General features: G+C 54.9%; 15 protein-coding genes. 4 read left to right on the forward strand and 11 right to left on the reverse strand.

The genetic code is table 11. From position 1 onward, the window contains the following. Nucleotide 1: 1 nt before the first annotated feature. Nucleotides 2-889, reverse strand: coding sequence for a LysR family transcriptional regulator (locus tag ACT9TW_RS06835; protein ID WP_182063312.1), 888 nt, complete (start codon nucleotides 887-889; stop codon nucleotides 2-4). Nucleotides 890-991: 102 nt separating this feature from the next. Between ACT9TW_RS06835 and ACT9TW_RS06840 the strand changes: the two genes are divergently transcribed. Both ACT9TW_RS06840 and ACT9TW_RS06845 read left to right on the forward strand, forming a co-directional pair. Beyond that, nucleotides 992-1,402 (forward strand): CidA/LrgA family protein, encoded by a 411-nt coding sequence (locus ACT9TW_RS06840; RefSeq protein ID WP_446491951.1) that lies wholly within the window; start codon nucleotides 992-994, stop codon nucleotides 1,400-1,402. Then, nucleotides 1,395-2,084, forward strand: coding sequence for an LrgB family protein (locus ACT9TW_RS06845; protein ID WP_014830302.1), 690 nt, complete (start codon nucleotides 1,395-1,397; stop codon nucleotides 2,082-2,084). The genes ACT9TW_RS06840 and ACT9TW_RS06845 overlap by 8 nt, the downstream gene beginning before the upstream one ends. Nucleotides 2,085-2,118: 34 nt before the next feature. Here ACT9TW_RS06845 and actP read toward each other — a convergent pair whose 3' ends face one another. The 3 genes from actP to acs all read right to left on the reverse strand — a co-directional run bounded on the left by actP (nucleotide 2,119) and on the right by acs (nucleotide 6,179). Further along, nucleotides 2,119-3,768 carry a cation/acetate symporter ActP gene (gene actP / locus ACT9TW_RS06850; RefSeq protein WP_446491952.1) on the reverse strand — a complete coding sequence of 550 codons (1,650 nt, stop codon included), beginning with the start codon at nucleotides 3,766-3,768 and terminating at the stop codon, nucleotides 2,119-2,121. After that, nucleotides 3,765-4,079, reverse strand: coding sequence for a DUF485 domain-containing protein (locus tag ACT9TW_RS06855; RefSeq protein ID WP_182063315.1), 315 nt, complete (start codon nucleotides 4,077-4,079; stop codon nucleotides 3,765-3,767). Before ACT9TW_RS06855 ends, actP begins: the two co-directional genes overlap by 4 nt. A 141-nt stretch (nucleotides 4,080-4,220) precedes the next feature. Further along, nucleotides 4,221-6,179, reverse strand: coding sequence for an acetate--CoA ligase (acs, locus tag ACT9TW_RS06860; RefSeq protein ID WP_182063316.1), 1,959 nt, complete (start codon nucleotides 6,177-6,179; stop codon nucleotides 4,221-4,223). Between the two features lie 423 nt (nucleotides 6,180-6,602). Here acs and gltP point away from each other — a divergent pair, with 423 nt between their 5' ends. Next, complete coding sequence (gltP, locus tag ACT9TW_RS06865) at nucleotides 6,603-7,916, forward strand: glutamate/aspartate:proton symporter GltP (RefSeq protein ID WP_446491953.1); 1,314 nt, start codon at nucleotides 6,603-6,605, stop codon at nucleotides 7,914-7,916. 53 nt (nucleotides 7,917-7,969) lie between these two features. On the opposite strand, the gene ACT9TW_RS06870 is transcribed toward gltP, so the two are convergent. The 3 genes from ACT9TW_RS06870 to fdhF all read right to left on the reverse strand — a co-directional run bounded on the left by ACT9TW_RS06870 (nucleotide 7,970) and on the right by fdhF (nucleotide 11,387). Next, nucleotides 7,970-8,644, reverse strand: a complete 675-nt coding sequence (locus tag ACT9TW_RS06870) for a tetratricopeptide repeat protein (RefSeq protein ID WP_446491954.1) — start codon at nucleotides 8,642-8,644, stop codon at nucleotides 7,970-7,972. A 121-nt stretch (nucleotides 8,645-8,765) separates the two neighbouring features. After that, complete coding sequence (locus tag ACT9TW_RS06875; RefSeq protein ID WP_446491955.1) at nucleotides 8,766-8,918, reverse strand: Hok/Gef family protein; 153 nt, start codon at nucleotides 8,916-8,918, stop codon at nucleotides 8,766-8,768. Nucleotides 8,919-9,239: 321 nt separating this feature from the next. Further along, nucleotides 9,240-11,387, reverse strand: coding sequence for a formate dehydrogenase subunit alpha (gene fdhF / locus ACT9TW_RS06880; RefSeq protein ID WP_446491956.1), 2,148 nt, complete (start codon nucleotides 11,385-11,387; stop codon nucleotides 9,240-9,242). A gap of 257 nt (nucleotides 11,388-11,644) precedes the next feature. Here fdhF and ACT9TW_RS06885 point away from each other — a divergent pair, with 257 nt between their 5' ends. After that, nucleotides 11,645-12,376 (forward strand): response regulator, encoded by a 732-nt coding sequence (locus ACT9TW_RS06885; protein WP_182063321.1) that lies wholly within the window; start codon nucleotides 11,645-11,647, stop codon nucleotides 12,374-12,376. Here ACT9TW_RS06885 and ACT9TW_RS06890 read toward each other — a convergent pair. From ACT9TW_RS06890 to ACT9TW_RS06905, 4 genes are all read right to left on the reverse strand, one after another. Continuing rightward, on the reverse strand, nucleotides 12,373-13,377 hold the full coding sequence (locus ACT9TW_RS06890; protein ID WP_446491957.1) for a carbohydrate kinase family protein: 1,005 nt from the start codon (nucleotides 13,375-13,377) through the stop codon (nucleotides 12,373-12,375). The two genes, ACT9TW_RS06885 and ACT9TW_RS06890, sit on opposite strands and share 4 nt — an antisense overlap. Further along, entirely contained in the window at nucleotides 13,377-14,237 is an 861-nt protein-coding gene (locus tag ACT9TW_RS06895; protein WP_182063513.1) for a ketose 1,6-bisphosphate aldolase, read from the reverse strand. The genes ACT9TW_RS06890 and ACT9TW_RS06895 overlap by 1 nt, the downstream gene beginning before the upstream one ends. 10 nt (nucleotides 14,238-14,247) lie before the next feature. Further along, nucleotides 14,248-14,934, reverse strand: a complete 687-nt coding sequence (locus ACT9TW_RS06900) for a D-lyxose/D-mannose isomerase (RefSeq protein WP_259833976.1) — start codon at nucleotides 14,932-14,934, stop codon at nucleotides 14,248-14,250. A gap of 72 nt (nucleotides 14,935-15,006) precedes the next feature. Then, complete coding sequence (locus tag ACT9TW_RS06905; protein WP_446491958.1) at nucleotides 15,007-15,948, reverse strand: ABC transporter substrate-binding protein; 942 nt, start codon at nucleotides 15,946-15,948, stop codon at nucleotides 15,007-15,009. Between the last annotated feature and the right edge of the window lie 14 nt (nucleotides 15,949-15,962).

Below are 15,962 nucleotides of genomic sequence, written 5' to 3' on the forward strand. Positions count from 1 at the left end.
ACTATTCAGACCGCACCCAAAACCCCTCACAACACTTCAGCCACGCCTGCGCGCTGTGCGACAAATAGACCCCTTCGCGCCAAATCATTCCTAGCTGCCAGTGCAAATCGCTCTCCAGCGGGATCCAGCGTAGGGTGTTTTTATCCAGCCGCTCGCAGATAGGCTGCGGCAAAATCGCAATCCCCACGCCTGCCTGAACCATTGCTGCCAGAAAGTCCCACTGACCGCTACGCACAGCAATACGCGGTTTCACATTGTGCTGGTTAAACAGCGCCATCAGCTGACGGCTTAGGGCAAAATCTTCGTTGTAAATAAGCAGCGGGTGCTCGCCCAACAGTTCGGGTTTTACCGAGTCTATCTTCAGCCAGTCGCCGGAGCGCGGCACCAGCACGCACAGTGGGTGGCTAAAGAGCGGCAGGGTTGCCAGCCCGCTCTCTTCTTCGACGGGAAGCGCGGTCATCGCCACGTCCAGTTCACCGTTGGTGACGGCCTGCTGCACGGTTAAACCGCCGAATTCGGAAATTTTCAGCTCCACGCCCGGGTAGCGCTGGCGGAACAGGCTGATCGGCCCGGCCATCATCATCCCCACCATGGGCGGGATGCCCAGACGCAGCAGCCCGCTCGTCAGATGGTTGATATCACCAAGCTCCGCTTCCAGTTGGCGAAACTCCGCCAGGATAGCCAGACCGCGCTCAAACACCACGCGCCCGGTATCGGTCAGCAGCAGCTTGCGGCCGTCGCGAATAAGCAGCGTACAATTCAGTTCATCTTCGAGGTTTTTCAGCATCTTGCTGATGGTAGGTTGGGTGACAAATAACTTCTCCGCTGCGCGGGTAAAACTTTGCTGACGAACCACTTCGACAAAATAGCGCAGCGTTCTTATGTCCATGATTATTCCTCGAAACTATACATTTGATGATTTTAATTCATTTCAGTCCATTACGTGTGGTCACTATACTGGCGCTTCATCTCATTTTTGAGGAAATCACCCATGGCCGTGGCGTTAAGTCGTGTTACGCCTGCCGTTGTGCAACGACTTCAGGTACCGGTTCAGGTACTGCTCTATGCCGCACTGTTTGTTTTCGCGGAATATCTTGTCGGCTGGCTGCATCTGCCGCTGCCTGCCAATCTGGTCGGTATGGTGCTGATGCTGACGCTCATTGTTTGCCGCGTTGTTCCCCTTAACTGGGTCCGCGCTGGCGCACGCTGGCTGCTGGCGGAAATGCTGCTGTTCTTTGTCCCGGCGGTGGTGGCGGTGGTGAACTACGCGCAACTGCTGATGGTTGACGGCTGGCGTATTTTTGCTGTTATCGCCCTGAGCACGTTGATGGTGCTGGGTGCGACGGCCTGGGTAGTGGATAAAGTCTATCGGTTTGAAATCAGCAGGCAGAAGCATGACTAACTTTCAGATAAGCGTGCTGTGCCTGATTGCCACCCTGGTTATCTACTTTGCCAACAAGCGTCTGTATCGGCGTTTTCACGCCCTGCCGCTGATGCCACTGGTGTTCACGCCGATCCTGCTGGTGCTCATGCTGGTGTTCGGGCACATCTCCTGGCAGAACTACATTGGTGAATCCCACTGGCTGCTGTGGCTGCTCGGCCCGGCGACTATCGCTTTTGCGGTGCCGGTGTACGACAACCTGGCGATCATCAAACGCCACTGGATGTCGCTGAGTGCGGGTGTGATTACCGCCACGGTGGTGGCAGTGTGCAGTTCGGTCTGGCTGGCGCGACTATTTACCCTGCCGGATGAAATTCAGCGCAGCCTGGCCGTGCGTTCGGTAACCACACCGTTTGCGCTGGCGGCGGCCAAACCGCTCGGTGGGCAGCCGGATCTGGTGGCGTTGTTTGTCGTCGTCACCGGGGTCTTCGGCATGGCGGTAGGCGATATGCTGTTTCTGCGCTTGTCTATCCGCGAAGGGATGGCAAAAGGGGCCGGGTTTGGCGCGGCTTCGCACGGTGCGGGAACGGCGCGTTCTTACGAACTCGGTCAGCAGGAGGGCGTGGTCGCAAGCCTGGTGATGATGCTTTCGGGCGTAGTGATGGTGCTGATTGCGCCGCTGGTGGCATGGGTGATGTTCTGACATCCCCGGCCAGATGGCCGGGGAAGAGAGCAGGTTAGTGCGCGCGGCCTTGTTCGACGCCCAGGCCGGTTTGGGAACGGATAAACTGGGCGCGGAATTTCTCTCGCTCCAGGTTGCCTTCCGGTGAATTATCGGTTGCGGAGAAGGCCCAGATACCGATAAACGCCACGGCGATAGAGAACAACGCCGGGTACTCATACGGGAAGATAGCTTTCTCGTGACCGAGGATCTGCACCCAAATCGTCGGGCCGAGGATCATCAGGATCACCGCCGTCAGCAGGCCCAGCCAGCCGCCAATCATCGCTCCACGGGTAGTCAGTTTTGACCAGTACATAGAGAGCAGGATAATTGGGAAGTTGCAGCTTGCCGCAATCGAGAAGGCCAGCCCCACCATAAAGGCAATGTTCTGTTTCTCGAACAGAATGCCCAGCAGGATAGCCACCACACCCAGCACCAGCACGGTGATTTTGGAGACTTTCAGTTCATCTCGCTCACTGGCCCCTCTACGGAACACGTTGGCATACAGGTCATGCGATACCGCCGAAGCACCTGCCAGCGTCAGCCCTGCAACTACCGCGAGGATGGTGGCAAAGGCCACGGCTGAGATAAAGCCGAGGAACAGGTTACCGCCTACCGCATCCGCCAGATGTACCGCTGCCATGTTGTTACCACCAATCAGCGCGCCCGCAGCATCTTTAAACGCCGGATTTGCCCCCACCAGCATGATGGCGCCAAAACCAATGATAAAGGTCAGAATGTAGAAGTAACCCATAAAACCGGTGGCATAGAAGACGCTCTTACGCGCTTCACGCGCATCTGACACGGTGAAGAAACGCATCAGGATATGCGGTAAACCCGCGGTACCGAACATCAGACCCAGACCGAGAGAGAGTGCCGATATCGGGTCTTTCACCAGCCCACCCGGGCTCATGATCGCTTCCCCTTTCGGGTGTACCGCCATCGCTTCTTTAAACAGGTTATTGAAGCTGAAACCGACGTGCTTCATGACCATAAAGGCCATAAAGCTTGCGCCGAACAGTAACAACACGGCTTTGATGATTTGTACCCAGGTGGTCGCGAGCATTCCGCCGAACAGCACATACATCACCATCAGCACGCCGACCAGCACCACCGCAACGTGGTAGTTCAGGCCGAACAACAGTTCGATAAGCTTGCCTGCACCCACCATCTGGGCAATCAGATACAGCGCTACAACCACAAGCGATCCGCAGGCAGAGAGGATACGAATCGGGCCTTGTTTCAGGCGATACGATGCCACATCAGCAAAGGTGAAACGTCCGAGGTTACGCAAGCGTTCGGCAATCAGGAACAGAATGATTGGCCAGCCCACGAGGAAGCCGAGGGAATAAATCAGGCCGTCATAACCAGAGGTGTAAACCAGCGCCGAGATCCCAAGGAACGATGCGGCAGACATAAAGTCCCCGGCAATCGCCAGCCCGTTCTGGAAGCCGGTAATGTTGCCGCCCGCGGTGTAGTAATCATTACGGGAGCGTACGCGTTTTGACGCCCAGTAAGTGATATAGAGCGTCAACAGCACGAAAATCAGGAACATGATGATCGCCTGCCAGTTGGTTGGCTGGCGTTGTACTTCGCCGGTAATGGCATCGGCTGCGTTTGCCGCAAAGGGAAGTGTGGCGGCAAGCGCTGTCAGGACTCGCTTCATGATGCTTTTACCTCACGCAGTACTGCTTTATTAAGACGATCAAACTCGCCGTTCGCGCGCCAGACGTACACGCCGGTCAGCACAAACGAAATCACAATCACGCCAATGCCAATAGGGATCCCGCGCGTGACGCTGGTACCCTCATGTAGCGGGGTGCCGAGCCAGTGGGGGGCAAAGGCGATAAGCAGAATAAAGCCGACGTAAATAATCAGCATGATGAGGGAAAGAAAGAAGGCAAACCGTTGCCGTTTATCGACGAGCTCCCTGTAGTGCGCACTATTCTCTATCTGCTGACAAATATCGTTATTCATCACAGAGTCTCCAGAGTTTTGTAGGGTAGGTGTTTGTAGTTATTCCCTCTCCCTTGAGGGAGAGGGTTAGGGTGAGGGGGTAAGGTGCGGTCTGATGCCCTCACCCCGGCCCTCTCCCACAGGGAGAGGGAGAAAACAGCATTACGATGGCATTGCGATGGCCTGCTTCTCTTCGAGCAGTTTTTCCACCACGCCTGGATCGGCGAGCGTTGAAGTATCACCGAGGTTACTGGTGTCACCTGCCGCGATTTTACGCAGAATACGGCGCATAATTTTGCCGGAGCGGGTTTTCGGCAGCGAGTCCGTCCAGTGCAGTACATCCGGTGTGGCAAGCGGGCCAATCTCTTTACGTACCCAGTTTCGCACCTCGGCATACAGCTCTGGCGACGGCTCTTCACCGTGGTTCAGCGTAACGTACGCGTAAATCGCCTGACCTTTAATGTTATGTGGGATACCCACCACGGCGGCTTCGGCAATCTTCGGATGTGACACCAGCGCAGATTCAATCTCCGCCGTACCCAGACGGTGGCCGGAAACGTTCAGCACATCGTCCACGCGTCCGGTTATCCAGTAGTAACCGTCTTCATCACGACGTGCGCCGTCGCCGCTGAAATACATGTTTTTAAAGGTGGAGAAATAGGTCTGCTCGAAGCGCTCGTGATCGCCGAACAAGGTACGTGCCTGACCAGGCCAGGAGTCGGTGATGACCAGGTTACCTTCGGTTGCTCCTTCAAGCGGATGACCTTCGTTATCCACCAGCGCAGGTTGTACGCCGAAGAATGGGTTGGTTGCCGAACCCGCTTTCAGCTGGGTCGCACCCGGCATCGGGGTGATCATGAAGCCGCCCGTTTCGGTCTGCCACCAGGTGTCCATCACCGGGCATTTCTCGTTACCGATTTTCTTCCAGTACCACTCCCAGGCTTCCGGGTTGATGGGCTCACCCACGGAACCGAGAATGCGCAGGGAAGAGCGGTCAGTGCCTTCGATGGCTTTGTCGCCTTCCGCCATCAGCGCGCGGATCGCCGTTGGCGCGGTATAGAGGATGTTGACCTTGTGTTTGTCGACCACCTGACACATACGCGCCGGGGTTGGCCAGTTCGGCACGCCTTCAAACATCAGGGTCGTGGCGCCGCAGGCCAGCGGGCCGTACAGCAGGTAGCTGTGCCCGGTGACCCAGCCTACATCAGCGGTACACCAGTAAATGTCACCCGGGTGGTAGTCGAACACATATTTGAAGGTGGTTGCTGCATAAACCAGATAGCCGCCAGTGGTATGCAGCACGCCTTTTGGTTTACCGGTAGAGCCAGAGGTATAAAGGATAAACAGCGGGTCTTCCGCGTTCATCTCTTCTGGCTGGTGCTGGTCGCTCGCGTTTTCAATCAGATCGCTCCACCACAGGTCGCGACCCTCTTTCCAGTCGATCTTACCGCCGGTACGCTTAAGCACCACAACGTTGCTGACGCTTTTCACGTTAGGGTTTTTCAGCGCTTCGTCGACGTTTTTCTTCAGCGGAATACTGCGACCGGCGCGCACGCCTTCATCGGCAGTGATCACCAGTTTAGAATTTGAATCGACAATGCGACCGGCAACCGCTTCTGGCGAGAAGCCGCCGAAGATCACGGAGTGAATGGCACCGATGCGCGCACATGCCAGCATGGCCACCGCCGCTTCCGGTACCATTGGCATATAAATAGCCACGACGTCGCCTTTTTTAATGCCCTGCTCCAGCAGCACGTTGGCAAAGCGGCACACGTCGCGGTGCAGCTCTTTATAGGTAATGTGTTTGCTCTGAGAGGCGTCGTCGCCTTCCCAGATGATAGCCGTTTCGTTCCCACGTTCGGCCAGGTGGCGATCCAGGCAGTTCGCCGCCAGGTTCAGCGTGCCATCTTCATACCATTTAATTGAGACGTTACCTGGCGCAAAGGAGGTGTTTTTCACCTTCTGATAAGGTTTGATCCAGTCAAGGATATGACCCTGTTCACCCCAGAAGAGATCAGGGCTGGAGACGGATTGCTGATACTTCTCGTGGTACTGCTCCGGGGTGATCAGGCATCGGTCCGCAATGTTTGCGGGAATGTCGTGTTTATGTATTTGGCTCATGGCTTTTTTTCTCCTTGTAAGATGTTAATAATATGTCTCAAAAACGTTAATTGTAGGGGCTTTACAAGCTTTGTTTATTATTTGGGCGGCAGATCACGCATTGTTTGAATAGTGTGAAAAATGAGCGAATGAAACTTTGAAGGGAAATAATTTAGTTGAAGGATTATTCACATTTGTGCAGAAAAAAGCGTTTTTATAACAAAAGGTTATTTATAGGAATTATTACAAATTAGCGTCATAGCCCTTTTTTGTAGTGAAAAGCCTCGTTCTTTAAGGCTTGCGCAGGATGCCGTACAAATGATACTCATACGCCGCGTTAAAAAATCCCATAAACCAACGCAACACAATTCATACCCTTTCAGTATGTCTCCATATTCATGCAGTTTTGGTGAACTGGATGCTTCATTGAGGAAGTCTGTTTCTATGAAAAACGTTAAAGTCAGCCTGGCCTGGCAAATCTTGCTAGCCCTTGTGCTGGGTATCCTGCTGGGTAGTTACCTCCATTATCATAGCGACAGCCGCGAGTGGCTGATTGCGAACCTGCTCTCTCCGGCAGGTGATATTTTTATTCATCTGATCAAGATGATTGTTGTACCTATTGTTATCTCTACGCTGGTAGTTGGCATTGCGGGCGTGGGCGATGCAAAACAGTTAGGCCGCATCGGCGCGAAAACCATCCTTTATTTCGAAGTGATCACGACGATAGCCATTATCCTGGGTATCACCATGGCGAATGTCTTCCAGCCGGGCTCCGGGATCGACATGTCGCAACTGGCGACCGTGGATATTTCGAAATACCAAAGTACGACCGCGGATGTGCAAAGCCATGCCCACGGGCTGATGGGGACTATCCTGTCGCTGGTGCCGACCAACATTGTGGCATCGATGGCGAAAGGTGAAATGCTGCCGATCATCTTCTTCTCTGTGCTGTTTGGGCTGGGGCTCTCTTCCCTGCCAGCGACGCACCGTGAACCGCTAGTGACGGTATTCCGCTCTATCTCTGAAACCATGTTCAAAGTCACCCACATGGTGATGCGCTATGCGCCGGTAGGGGTATTCGCTCTCATCGCCGTCACGGTAGCGAACTTCGGTTTTGCGTCACTGTGGCCGCTGGCGAAGCTGGTTATCCTGGTACACTTCGCGATCCTGTTCTTCGCGCTGGTGGTGCTCGGGATTGTGGCGCGTATCTGCGGGCTGAGTATCTGGATCCTGATCCGTATTCTGAAGGATGAGCTGATTCTGGCATACTCCACCGCCAGCTCTGAAAGCGTGCTGCCGCGTATTATCGAGAAGATGGAGGCTTACGGTGCGCCAGCTTCTATTACCAGCTTCGTGGTGCCGACCGGTTACTCCTTTAACCTGGATGGCTCAACGCTGTACCAGAGTATTGCCGCCATCTTTATTGCACAGCTGTACGGTATCGATCTCTCGCTGTGGCAGGAAATCGTACTGGTGCTGACCCTGATGGTGACCTCAAAAGGTATCGCAGGCGTGCCGGGTGTTTCATTTGTGGTGCTGCTGGCAACGCTGGGGAGCGTTGGTATTCCGCTGGAAGGCCTGGCGTTTATCGCCGGTGTTGACCGTATCCTCGACATGGCGCGTACGGCGCTGAATGTGGTGGGTAACGCGCTGGCGGTACTGGTTATTGCCAAGTGGGAACACAAATTCGACCGCAAAAAAGCGCTGGCGTATGAACGCGAGGTGCTGGGTCGTTTTGATAAGACGGCTGACCAGTAATGTAACGTATTCTTCCCTCTCCCCTTTGGGGAGAGGGTTAGGGTGAGGGGATTTTACTCCCCGCTCAACGCGTCAAACTCTTCACACCCCGTATCAAACCCTTCGGAACAACTCAGGTTTAACCAGTAAAGCGCCTTCTGTTTATTCGGTGTGATAAAGCCTTTTTCGCCCTGCTGGAACAGCATTCCCGCCCAGTATTCGGCATAACCGGTGCGCGACAATGATGAACTGCGTTTGAACCAGGAGGCCGCTTTTACATCGTCCTGAGCCACTTCAACGCCGTTGGCATAAATCAGCCCCAGCAGCAGTTGGGCGTCGACTGCGGAGTCGTTATCAATATCTTCGGTGGCTGTTTGCAGCAATTTGATGGCCTGTGGGTAATCGGTTTTGCCCGCCTGGGTGTTCACCAGCACGCGCGCCAGCATAATTGCACCGCGCTTACTGCCCGCAATGGTGGCCTGCTGGGCCAGCGCTTTGGCATGAGCGTAATCGCCCTGGGTAAACTGGATTTGGGACAGTAACGCCATCGCATCGATATCCCCGCCTTTTGCCGCTTTCTCTGCCCAGAACGTGGCCTGCTTGCTATCGCCAGAACTGAAGTAAGTATCGGCCAGATAATACTGGGCATGGGCATCACCGGCCTCGGCTTGCTCTTTGTATTGGCTGCCAATTTCATCTGCGTAAGCGAATGACGTAATAAGGAACAACAACAGAAAAAGTGGTTTCATGGATCGTTATCATCTGGGTACATGCCGCGCAGTATAATCGTGCGCACAAAATAAAAAAACGGGTGCATTAAGACCTCAGCATCCAACAAGCCGGGCGGAACAGATGTTCCGCCCGATGAGGTTAGCCTGCAAGGCAGGCTAATTTCGCCGCCACCTCCTGATGTTCACTCTTTATTGTCAGCTCGCACAACCTGCCGCGATTAATAAAGGTAAAAATCACTATGGTCGGGCAGATAATAAAGACAATGCCTAACACAGTTTTTAATGGCGTCATGCCTTTTACTCCTTGTGTAAAAAAGAATAAGAGGCTACTCTCAACCTGTTGGTTGTTGAGGGGTAGCCTCGGGTGAATGAAAATTTCCCGGGGCTTTCCACTTTCTGTCCCTCAACAATGCTCAAGACAGAAAGTCTTAAGCACCCGCCGCACATCTTATCTCTCTGAATCAAAATGCAAAGATGTAATTCTTTTTCGCGGAAATTACATTATTTCTGCGAAACGTATTCCGTAATGAATATTGATAAAATAAATATTTCTATTTGAAATAAAAAAGGGGTGAATAGATCACCCCTTTTATTCACCGATTAATTAACGGCTTCACCCCATTGCACTTTCACGCAGACGGGCTTTCAGCTTGTTATATTCATCGATGACATACTGTTCGGCAGCATGTTGATCGACAATCGGCTCTACGCGCACGGCGCAGTATTTATACTCCGGCGTTTTGGTTATCGGGCTTAAGTTTTCCGTCACCAGTTCGTTACAGGCACCGATCCACCACTGGTAGGTCATATAGACCGCCCCTTTGTTGGGTCGATCGCTGACCTGCGCGCGGGTGATGATGCGGCCTTTGCGTGAGTTCACCCACACCAGCGCTTCATCCTGAATGCCAAGACGTTCAGCGTCGGCGGTGTTGATCTGCGCATAGCCAGGTTCATCCGCCAGGGCGGCCAGAGCAGCACAGTTGCCGGTCATCGAACGACAGGAGTAGTGGCCCACTTCACGCACGGTGGAGAGCACCATCGGATACTCATCAGTGAGTTTATCGATTGGCGCCACCCAGTCGCAGGTGAAGAACTGTGCCAGCCCGTTCGGGGTATCGAATTTCTCCTGGAAGAGATACGACGTACCCTGATCGGCTTCTGACTCATCGCGGCATGGCCACTGGATATACCCCAGTTCACCCATTTTTTCATAGGTGGCCCCGTAGAAGTCCGGGCACAGATGACGCAACTCGTCCCAGATTTCCTGGGTGTTGTTGTAGTGCATCGGATATCCCATACGGGTGGCGATTTCGCTGATAATCTGCCAGTCGGTTTTCAGGTCCCACTTCGGCTCTACCGCTTTAAAGAAGCGCTGGAAGCCACGGTCTGCCGCCGTATAGACACCTTCATGCTCGCCCCACGACGTAGACGGTAAAATCACATCCGCCGCTGCCGCGGTTTTGGTCATAAAGATATCCTGGACAATCACCAGCTCCAGATCCTCAAATCCTTTACGTACCGCAGACAGCTCGGCATCGGTCTGGAGTGGATCTTCACCCATGATGTAGGCCGCATGTACTTCGCCATGCGCCGCGCGGTGCGGCAGCTCGCTGATGCGATAGCCAGTGTGCTCAGGCAAGCTTTCCACACCCCAGGCCTTCGCAAACTTGGCGCGGTTTTCCGGGAACTTCACGTACTGATATCCCGGATAGGTATCCGGCAGCGCGCCCATATCACACGCACCCTGCACGTTATTCTGGCCACGCACCGGGTTCACGCCGACATGCGGCTTGCCAAGGTTGCCGGTCAGCATGGCGAGGCTCGTCAGGGAGCGCACGGTTTCCACGCCCTGATAGAACTGGGTCACGCCCATTCCCCACAGAATGGCGGCGGTTTTTGCTGCCGCGTACATCCGTGCTGCCTGGCGGATCTCCTGCGCGCTGACGCCGGTTATCGCTTCGACCGACTCTGGCGTATAGCCTTCGACAATTTTACGATACTCTTCAAAGCCTTCCGTACGGGTGGCGACAAATGCCTTGTCGTACAGATTCTCCTCAATAATGACGTGGCCCATCGCATTCAACAGCGCGATATTCGAGCCGTTTTTCAGTGCGATGTGCATATCCGCAATGCGCGCAGTTTCAATTTTGCGCGGATCGCAGACGATGATTTTCGCCCCGTTGCGTTTCGCGTTAATCACGTGGTTCGCGACGATAGGGTGAGAATCCGCCGGGTTGTAGCCAAAAATAAACACCAGATCGGTGTTATCTATCTCGTTAATCGCATTACTCATTGCGCCGTTACCGACCGACTGGTGCAGACCTGCAACCGATGGGCCGTGTCAGACGCGAGCGCAGCAGTCGACGTTATTGGTACCAATAACGGCGCGCGCGAATTTTTGCATTACATAGTTGGTTTCATTACCGGTCCCGCGTGATGAGCCGGTAGTCTGAATCGCATCCGGGCCATACTTGGCTTTGATGGCGCTCAGGCGCGTGGCGACGTAATCCAGCGCTTCGCTCCAGGAGACGGATTCCAGCTTGCCACCGCGTTCGCGGCGGATCATCGGGGTTTTCAGGCGCGGGGTCAGGATCTGGGTATCGTTAATAAAATCCCAGCCGTAGTAGCCTTTCAGGCACAGCGTGCCCTGGTTGGTTTTCCCCTGTGCCGCCTCCGCCCGTACGATTTTACCGTTATCGACCACCAGGTGGATCTTGCAACCTGAGGCACAATAAGGGCAAACCGTGACGACTTTTTTCATCGCTTTTGCTCCAGTTAAACAGTTCTTTTGCACCTATTATGCAGCTTCTATGCCATGTTTTTATTGTGGGTATCCCCAGACTTTACGGCCTATTTCTGGACAAAACGCTGACGAAAAACAGGCAATCGTCAAAATTGACGTGTCGAAGTGGCGGGGGATGTGACCTGGATTGAAATTCCATCACGAAAAAATAGATTTGGCTGGAGCCGATTGCAGAATGGATCAGACTTAACTCTACACCTCTGATGGATGATGCGATGAAACCGGCGATTCTGGTGGTTGATGACGATACCGCAGTGTGCGAACTGCTACAGGACGTGCTTAACGAGCACGTCTTTACGGTGTTGGTTTGTCATAACGGCCAGGACGCCCTGAGCCTGGCGCAGCTTGAACCCAACATTGCGCTGGTATTGCTGGATATGATGTTGCCGGATATCAACGGCTTGCAGGTGTTATTGCAGCTACAGAAATTGCGCCCGGAGCTACCCGTCATCATGCTGACGGGGCTTGGCAGTGAATCCGATGTCGTGGTTGGCCTGGAGATGGGCGCTGACGATTACATCGGTAAGCCGTTTAATCCACGTGTGGTGGTTGCGCGCGTTAAAGCCGTGCTGCGCCGTACTGGCGTGTTGGCAACCGAAGCCGCCGCCCCGCGCGCGCCGGGGATTGCCTTTAATGGCTGGACGCTGGATACCACCCGTTGTGAGCTGAGCGATCCGCAGCGCAATACCGTGTCGTTAACGCAGGGTGAGTATGGTCTGCTGCTGGCGCTGACGCAAAACGCCCGCCGGGTACTGAGCCGCGAACAACTTCTTGAGCTTACCCACAGCGAAAGTGCCGAGGTGTTTGACCGCACTATCGATGTGTTGATTATGCGTCTGCGGCGCAAAATCGAGGCCAACCCGCACCAGCCTGCGCTGATTAAAACTATTCGCGGGCTGGGCTATGTCTTTGCCACCGATGTTTCTCACAACGAAAAAGCCGCTTAACGGTTCTCTTTAATAAACACCTGCAACTCTGTCAGCGTCTTTGCGCCATCAATGGCGTTGGCGGCCAGCAGGCTTGCCCGCGCGCAGGCGTGGGCCAGATAAATACTCTCAGCCAGCGGCAGTGATTCATGGCAGCCGTATAAAAAGCCCGCGCAAAACGCATCGCCTGCGCCCACGCTGCCAATAATCTCCTCTTGTTCCAGCATCCATGACGGGATCCAGCGACCCGCTTCACCCGGTACTTCTCCCCAGGCGCCTTCCGGGCAGTGGATCACCACGCGCTGCCTGACGCCAGCCGCCAGTAATTGCGCAGCCGCTTCGGCGATGTGGGCGATATTCGGGGCATCGTTGCTGTCGCGCATCTCCAGGCCACTAAACTCGCCGGCTTCCAGTTCGTTAATCACCAGATAGTCGAGATGGTGCAGGGCAGGGAGCACCAGCGGCTGATAGCGAGGGTCGCCCTTACGGGAGACGAGATCGAGCGAGGTTTCATATCCCTGGTCGCGCATCTGTGCCAGCAGGCGTGCGCTGCGCGTGCCAAATTCATCGTCCGGCATATCCAGGCTGTCGAGCAGCAGCAGATACCCCAGATGGAAGATTTTCATCGTGCCATCAAGCCGGTCGAAAGCGGGGAGATCCAACAGACGGTTTGCCCCTGGCGAGTGAAAGAAGGTGCGCTGCCCGCTGGGGTCGGTCATCACCTGCGACATCGAGGTGGGGGCAAAAGTGGTGCGTTGTACGCGCTGGCGGTTGACATGATACTGGTCGAGCATCGCCAGAATATAATCCCCGTCGCCATCTTCGCCAATCAACCCCACCGCCTGTAAAGGCAGGCCGACATGCATTTTCGCCAGCGTCAGTAGAACGTTCAGCGGCGCGCCGCCGGTTGAGCGCTCGCTGTGGGTGATTTCCGCCAGCCAGCCGCGCTCCGGCCATTGCACTATCTGGTGAACATGATCCACCAGCATATTACCTGCGGCGATGATCCCTTTGCGTTCCATTATGCCTGCCCCGCGCTGCCGAAGATGCGCATCTGTTCGGCCACCGTGTCGGTTATCGCCTCTTCAATGCCCAGCAGCAGCTCGGCAAACTCGTCATACAGCGGCTGACGGTGCGACATCCGGTGTTCCACCGACGCCAGTGCTGCCTGCGACATGCCGGTATAGAAATTGATTTTGTGGATCCCCAGTTCGATGGCGCGGCGGAAGTCGGCATCGCTAATGCCAGAGCCGCCGTGCAATACCAGCGGCAGACCGGTTTGCTGGCGAATGGCATCCAGACGGGGGAAATCGAGTTTGGGCTCGCCTTTGTATTTGCCGTGCGCATTGCCAATAGCCACCGCCAGCGCGTCGATGCCGGTCAAATCGACAAATTCGCGCGCCAGGTGCGGATCGGTAAAGAAGGCTTCATCCGCATGGCCATACAAAGCTCCGCCTTCATCGCCCCCCACGGCACCCAGCTCCGCTTCAACGGAGACCCCCACCGCATGACACATCTTCACCACTTCCCGGGTCTGGCGGATGTTTTCTTCGTAGCTCAGCGTGGAGCCATCGAACATCACCGAGCTGAATCCTAAGCGCAGCGCACGCACTACTGCCTCATAATGCAGCCCGTGATCGAGGTTAAGCACCACGGGGATATCGTGTCTGGCGGCCTCGAATTTGACCGCTTCAACAAGCGAATCCAAAGACACATATTTAAAATGCACTTCCGCGATGTTGATGATAAAAGGCGACCGCTCCTGTTTTGCTGCGGCAAACAGCGCGCGCAGGAAGTGGGAGTCGAGAACGTTAAACGCACCCAGCGCGTAATGGTGTTCCCTGGCGTGCTCAAGACCGTCGGCAAGAGAAATTAATGGCATCATTCACTCCTTAAATCCGAAACAGGTTGTATTCGTTGCACAGCACCAGCACTGCCGGTTCGTCTTCTTCGATATTGTTGTAGCGGGCGACTGGCTGTAAAAAGTGATTGTCGTGTTCATCGTCATTGACCGACGACACTTCGCCGACCAGCACATCACCAAAGCCGCGCTCGCCCCAGAAACTGTGGTACAGGCCGGGCGTCAGGCAGATGCTCTCCCCTGGTGCCAGGCGCAGCTGGCTGCCGGGTGCGTGGGTCTGAAGGCAGCCATCGATTGTCACGGTAACGTCGGTGTTTTCCGTTTCTTCATGCGCCCCGGCATTCCATAACTCAATAATCAGATTGCCACCGCCGCGATTAATGATGTCCTCGCGTTTACGCCAGTGAAAATGCATGGGAGTGACCTGGCCGTCGCGCACGTGCATGATTTTTTCGGCATAGCATTTTTCATACGGCACGCCGTTGGGGGAGCCGTTGCGCAGAGTAAACAGCGTTAACCCCTGAGCGGCAAAGTTGTTACCGCCAAACGCGGTGACGTCCCAGCCGAGCTTGAGGTCGAACACTTCACGCCATGCGCCCTGGTCGAGCTGTTGCCATTGCGTTGGCGGGAAGCTGGCAAAGGGTGGCAGGTGAACATCGTGCATGGAAAAGAACTGCCGCGTATGGCCGAGGATTTCGTTGATTTCGGAGCGTTTCATGAGGACTCCTTGAAAGCAGTTCCCTCTCCCGGTGGGAGAGGGTTAGGGTGAGGGCATCAGGCCGCACAACCGTTACTTAACCGTCCATCCCTTATACGTACCGACGTTCTTTTTATCGATCATCGTCACCGGGATCAGCACAGGCTCTTTCGGCGCAGCTTTGCCCTGTAGAATGTCATAGCCGATTTCTACCGCTTTTGCCGCCATCACCTGTGGATCTTGTGCCGGGGTCGCCACAAACAGGGAATTTTCCCGTTTCAGCGCCTCTTCACCATCCGGCGATCCGTCAACGCCGACGATAAAGAACTCACTGCGTTGCGCCTGTTTCGCCGCCAGATCGGCACCGATCGCCGTAGGATCGTTAATTGCGAACACGCCGTCGATCTTCGGATTGGCGGCCAGCAGGGAAGTCATTACCTCCAGCCCGCCTTCACGGCTGCCTTTGGCGTTCTGGTTATCCGACAGCACTTTGATATCCGGGTGGCGCTTAAACTCGGTCTGGCAGCCTTCCACACGGTTTTGTACCGCAGAAACCGGTGGTCCGTTGATGATAACCACATTGCCTTTGCCTTTGAGGCGATCGGTAATGTACTTACAGGCCATTTCCCCCGCCTGGGTGTTATCGGAGGTGATCGTTGCATCTGCCCCTTCCGCCGCCACGTCAACCGCCACCACGACGATCCCGGCATCTTTCGCGCGTTTTACCGCCGGGCCGATCCCTTTAGAATCCGCCGCGTTGAGGATGATCATGTCGACTTTTGCAGCGATAAAGTTATCAATCTGCGCCACCTGCTGACCCAGATCGTAACCGCTGGAAACCAGCGTCACTTTCACGTTATCACCTGCCAGTTTGCGCGCTTCCAGCTCGGCACCTTTGGTTATCTGCACGAAGAACGGGTTAGCCAGGTCACCCACCGTTACGCCGATGGATTTCAGGTCTTTTGCCTGCGCAAATGGAGCTGCGGCAAGCAGTGCGCCAGCACAGAGCGCGGTCACTAAGGGCTTCAATCTCATGCTGTATTCCTCAC

This window comes from Enterobacter sp. C4G1 (genome assembly GCF_052886895.1).

Coding starts and splice junctions, on each gene's coding strand:
- ACT9TW_RS06895 (WP_182063513.1), bottom strand. CDS start 14,237: ATGCCATTAATTTCTCTTGCCGACGGTCTTGAGCACGCCAGGGAACAC.
- ACT9TW_RS06870 (WP_446491954.1), bottom strand. CDS start 8,644: ATGAAACCACTTTTTCTGTTGTTGTTCCTTATTACGTCATTCGCTTAC.
- ACT9TW_RS06890 (WP_446491957.1), bottom strand. CDS start 13,377: ATGGAACGCAAAGGGATCATCGCCGCAGGTAATATGCTGGTGGATCAT.
- acs (WP_182063316.1), bottom strand. CDS start 6,179: ATGAGCCAAATACATAAACACGACATTCCCGCAAACATTGCGGACCGA.
- ACT9TW_RS06900 (WP_259833976.1), bottom strand. CDS start 14,934: ATGAAACGCTCCGAAATCAACGAAATCCTCGGCCATACGCGGCAGTTC.
- ACT9TW_RS06875 (WP_446491955.1), bottom strand. CDS start 8,918: ATGACGCCATTAAAAACTGTGTTAGGCATTGTCTTTATTATCTGCCCG.
- actP (WP_446491952.1), bottom strand. CDS start 3,768: ATGAAGCGAGTCCTGACAGCGCTTGCCGCCACACTTCCCTTTGCGGCA.
- ACT9TW_RS06905 (WP_446491958.1), bottom strand. CDS start 15,948: ATGAGATTGAAGCCCTTAGTGACCGCGCTCTGTGCTGGCGCACTGCTT.
- ACT9TW_RS06835 (WP_182063312.1), bottom strand. CDS start 889: ATGGACATAAGAACGCTGCGCTATTTTGTCGAAGTGGTTCGTCAGCAA.
- ACT9TW_RS06845 (WP_014830302.1), top strand. CDS start 1,395: ATGACTAACTTTCAGATAAGCGTGCTGTGCCTGATTGCCACCCTGGTT.
- ACT9TW_RS06885 (WP_182063321.1), top strand. CDS start 11,645: ATGAAACCGGCGATTCTGGTGGTTGATGACGATACCGCAGTGTGCGAA.
- gltP (WP_446491953.1), top strand. CDS start 6,603: ATGAAAAACGTTAAAGTCAGCCTGGCCTGGCAAATCTTGCTAGCCCTT.
- ACT9TW_RS06840 (WP_446491951.1), top strand. CDS start 992: ATGGCCGTGGCGTTAAGTCGTGTTACGCCTGCCGTTGTGCAACGACTT.
- ACT9TW_RS06855 (WP_182063315.1), bottom strand. CDS start 4,079: ATGAATAACGATATTTGTCAGCAGATAGAGAATAGTGCGCACTACAGG.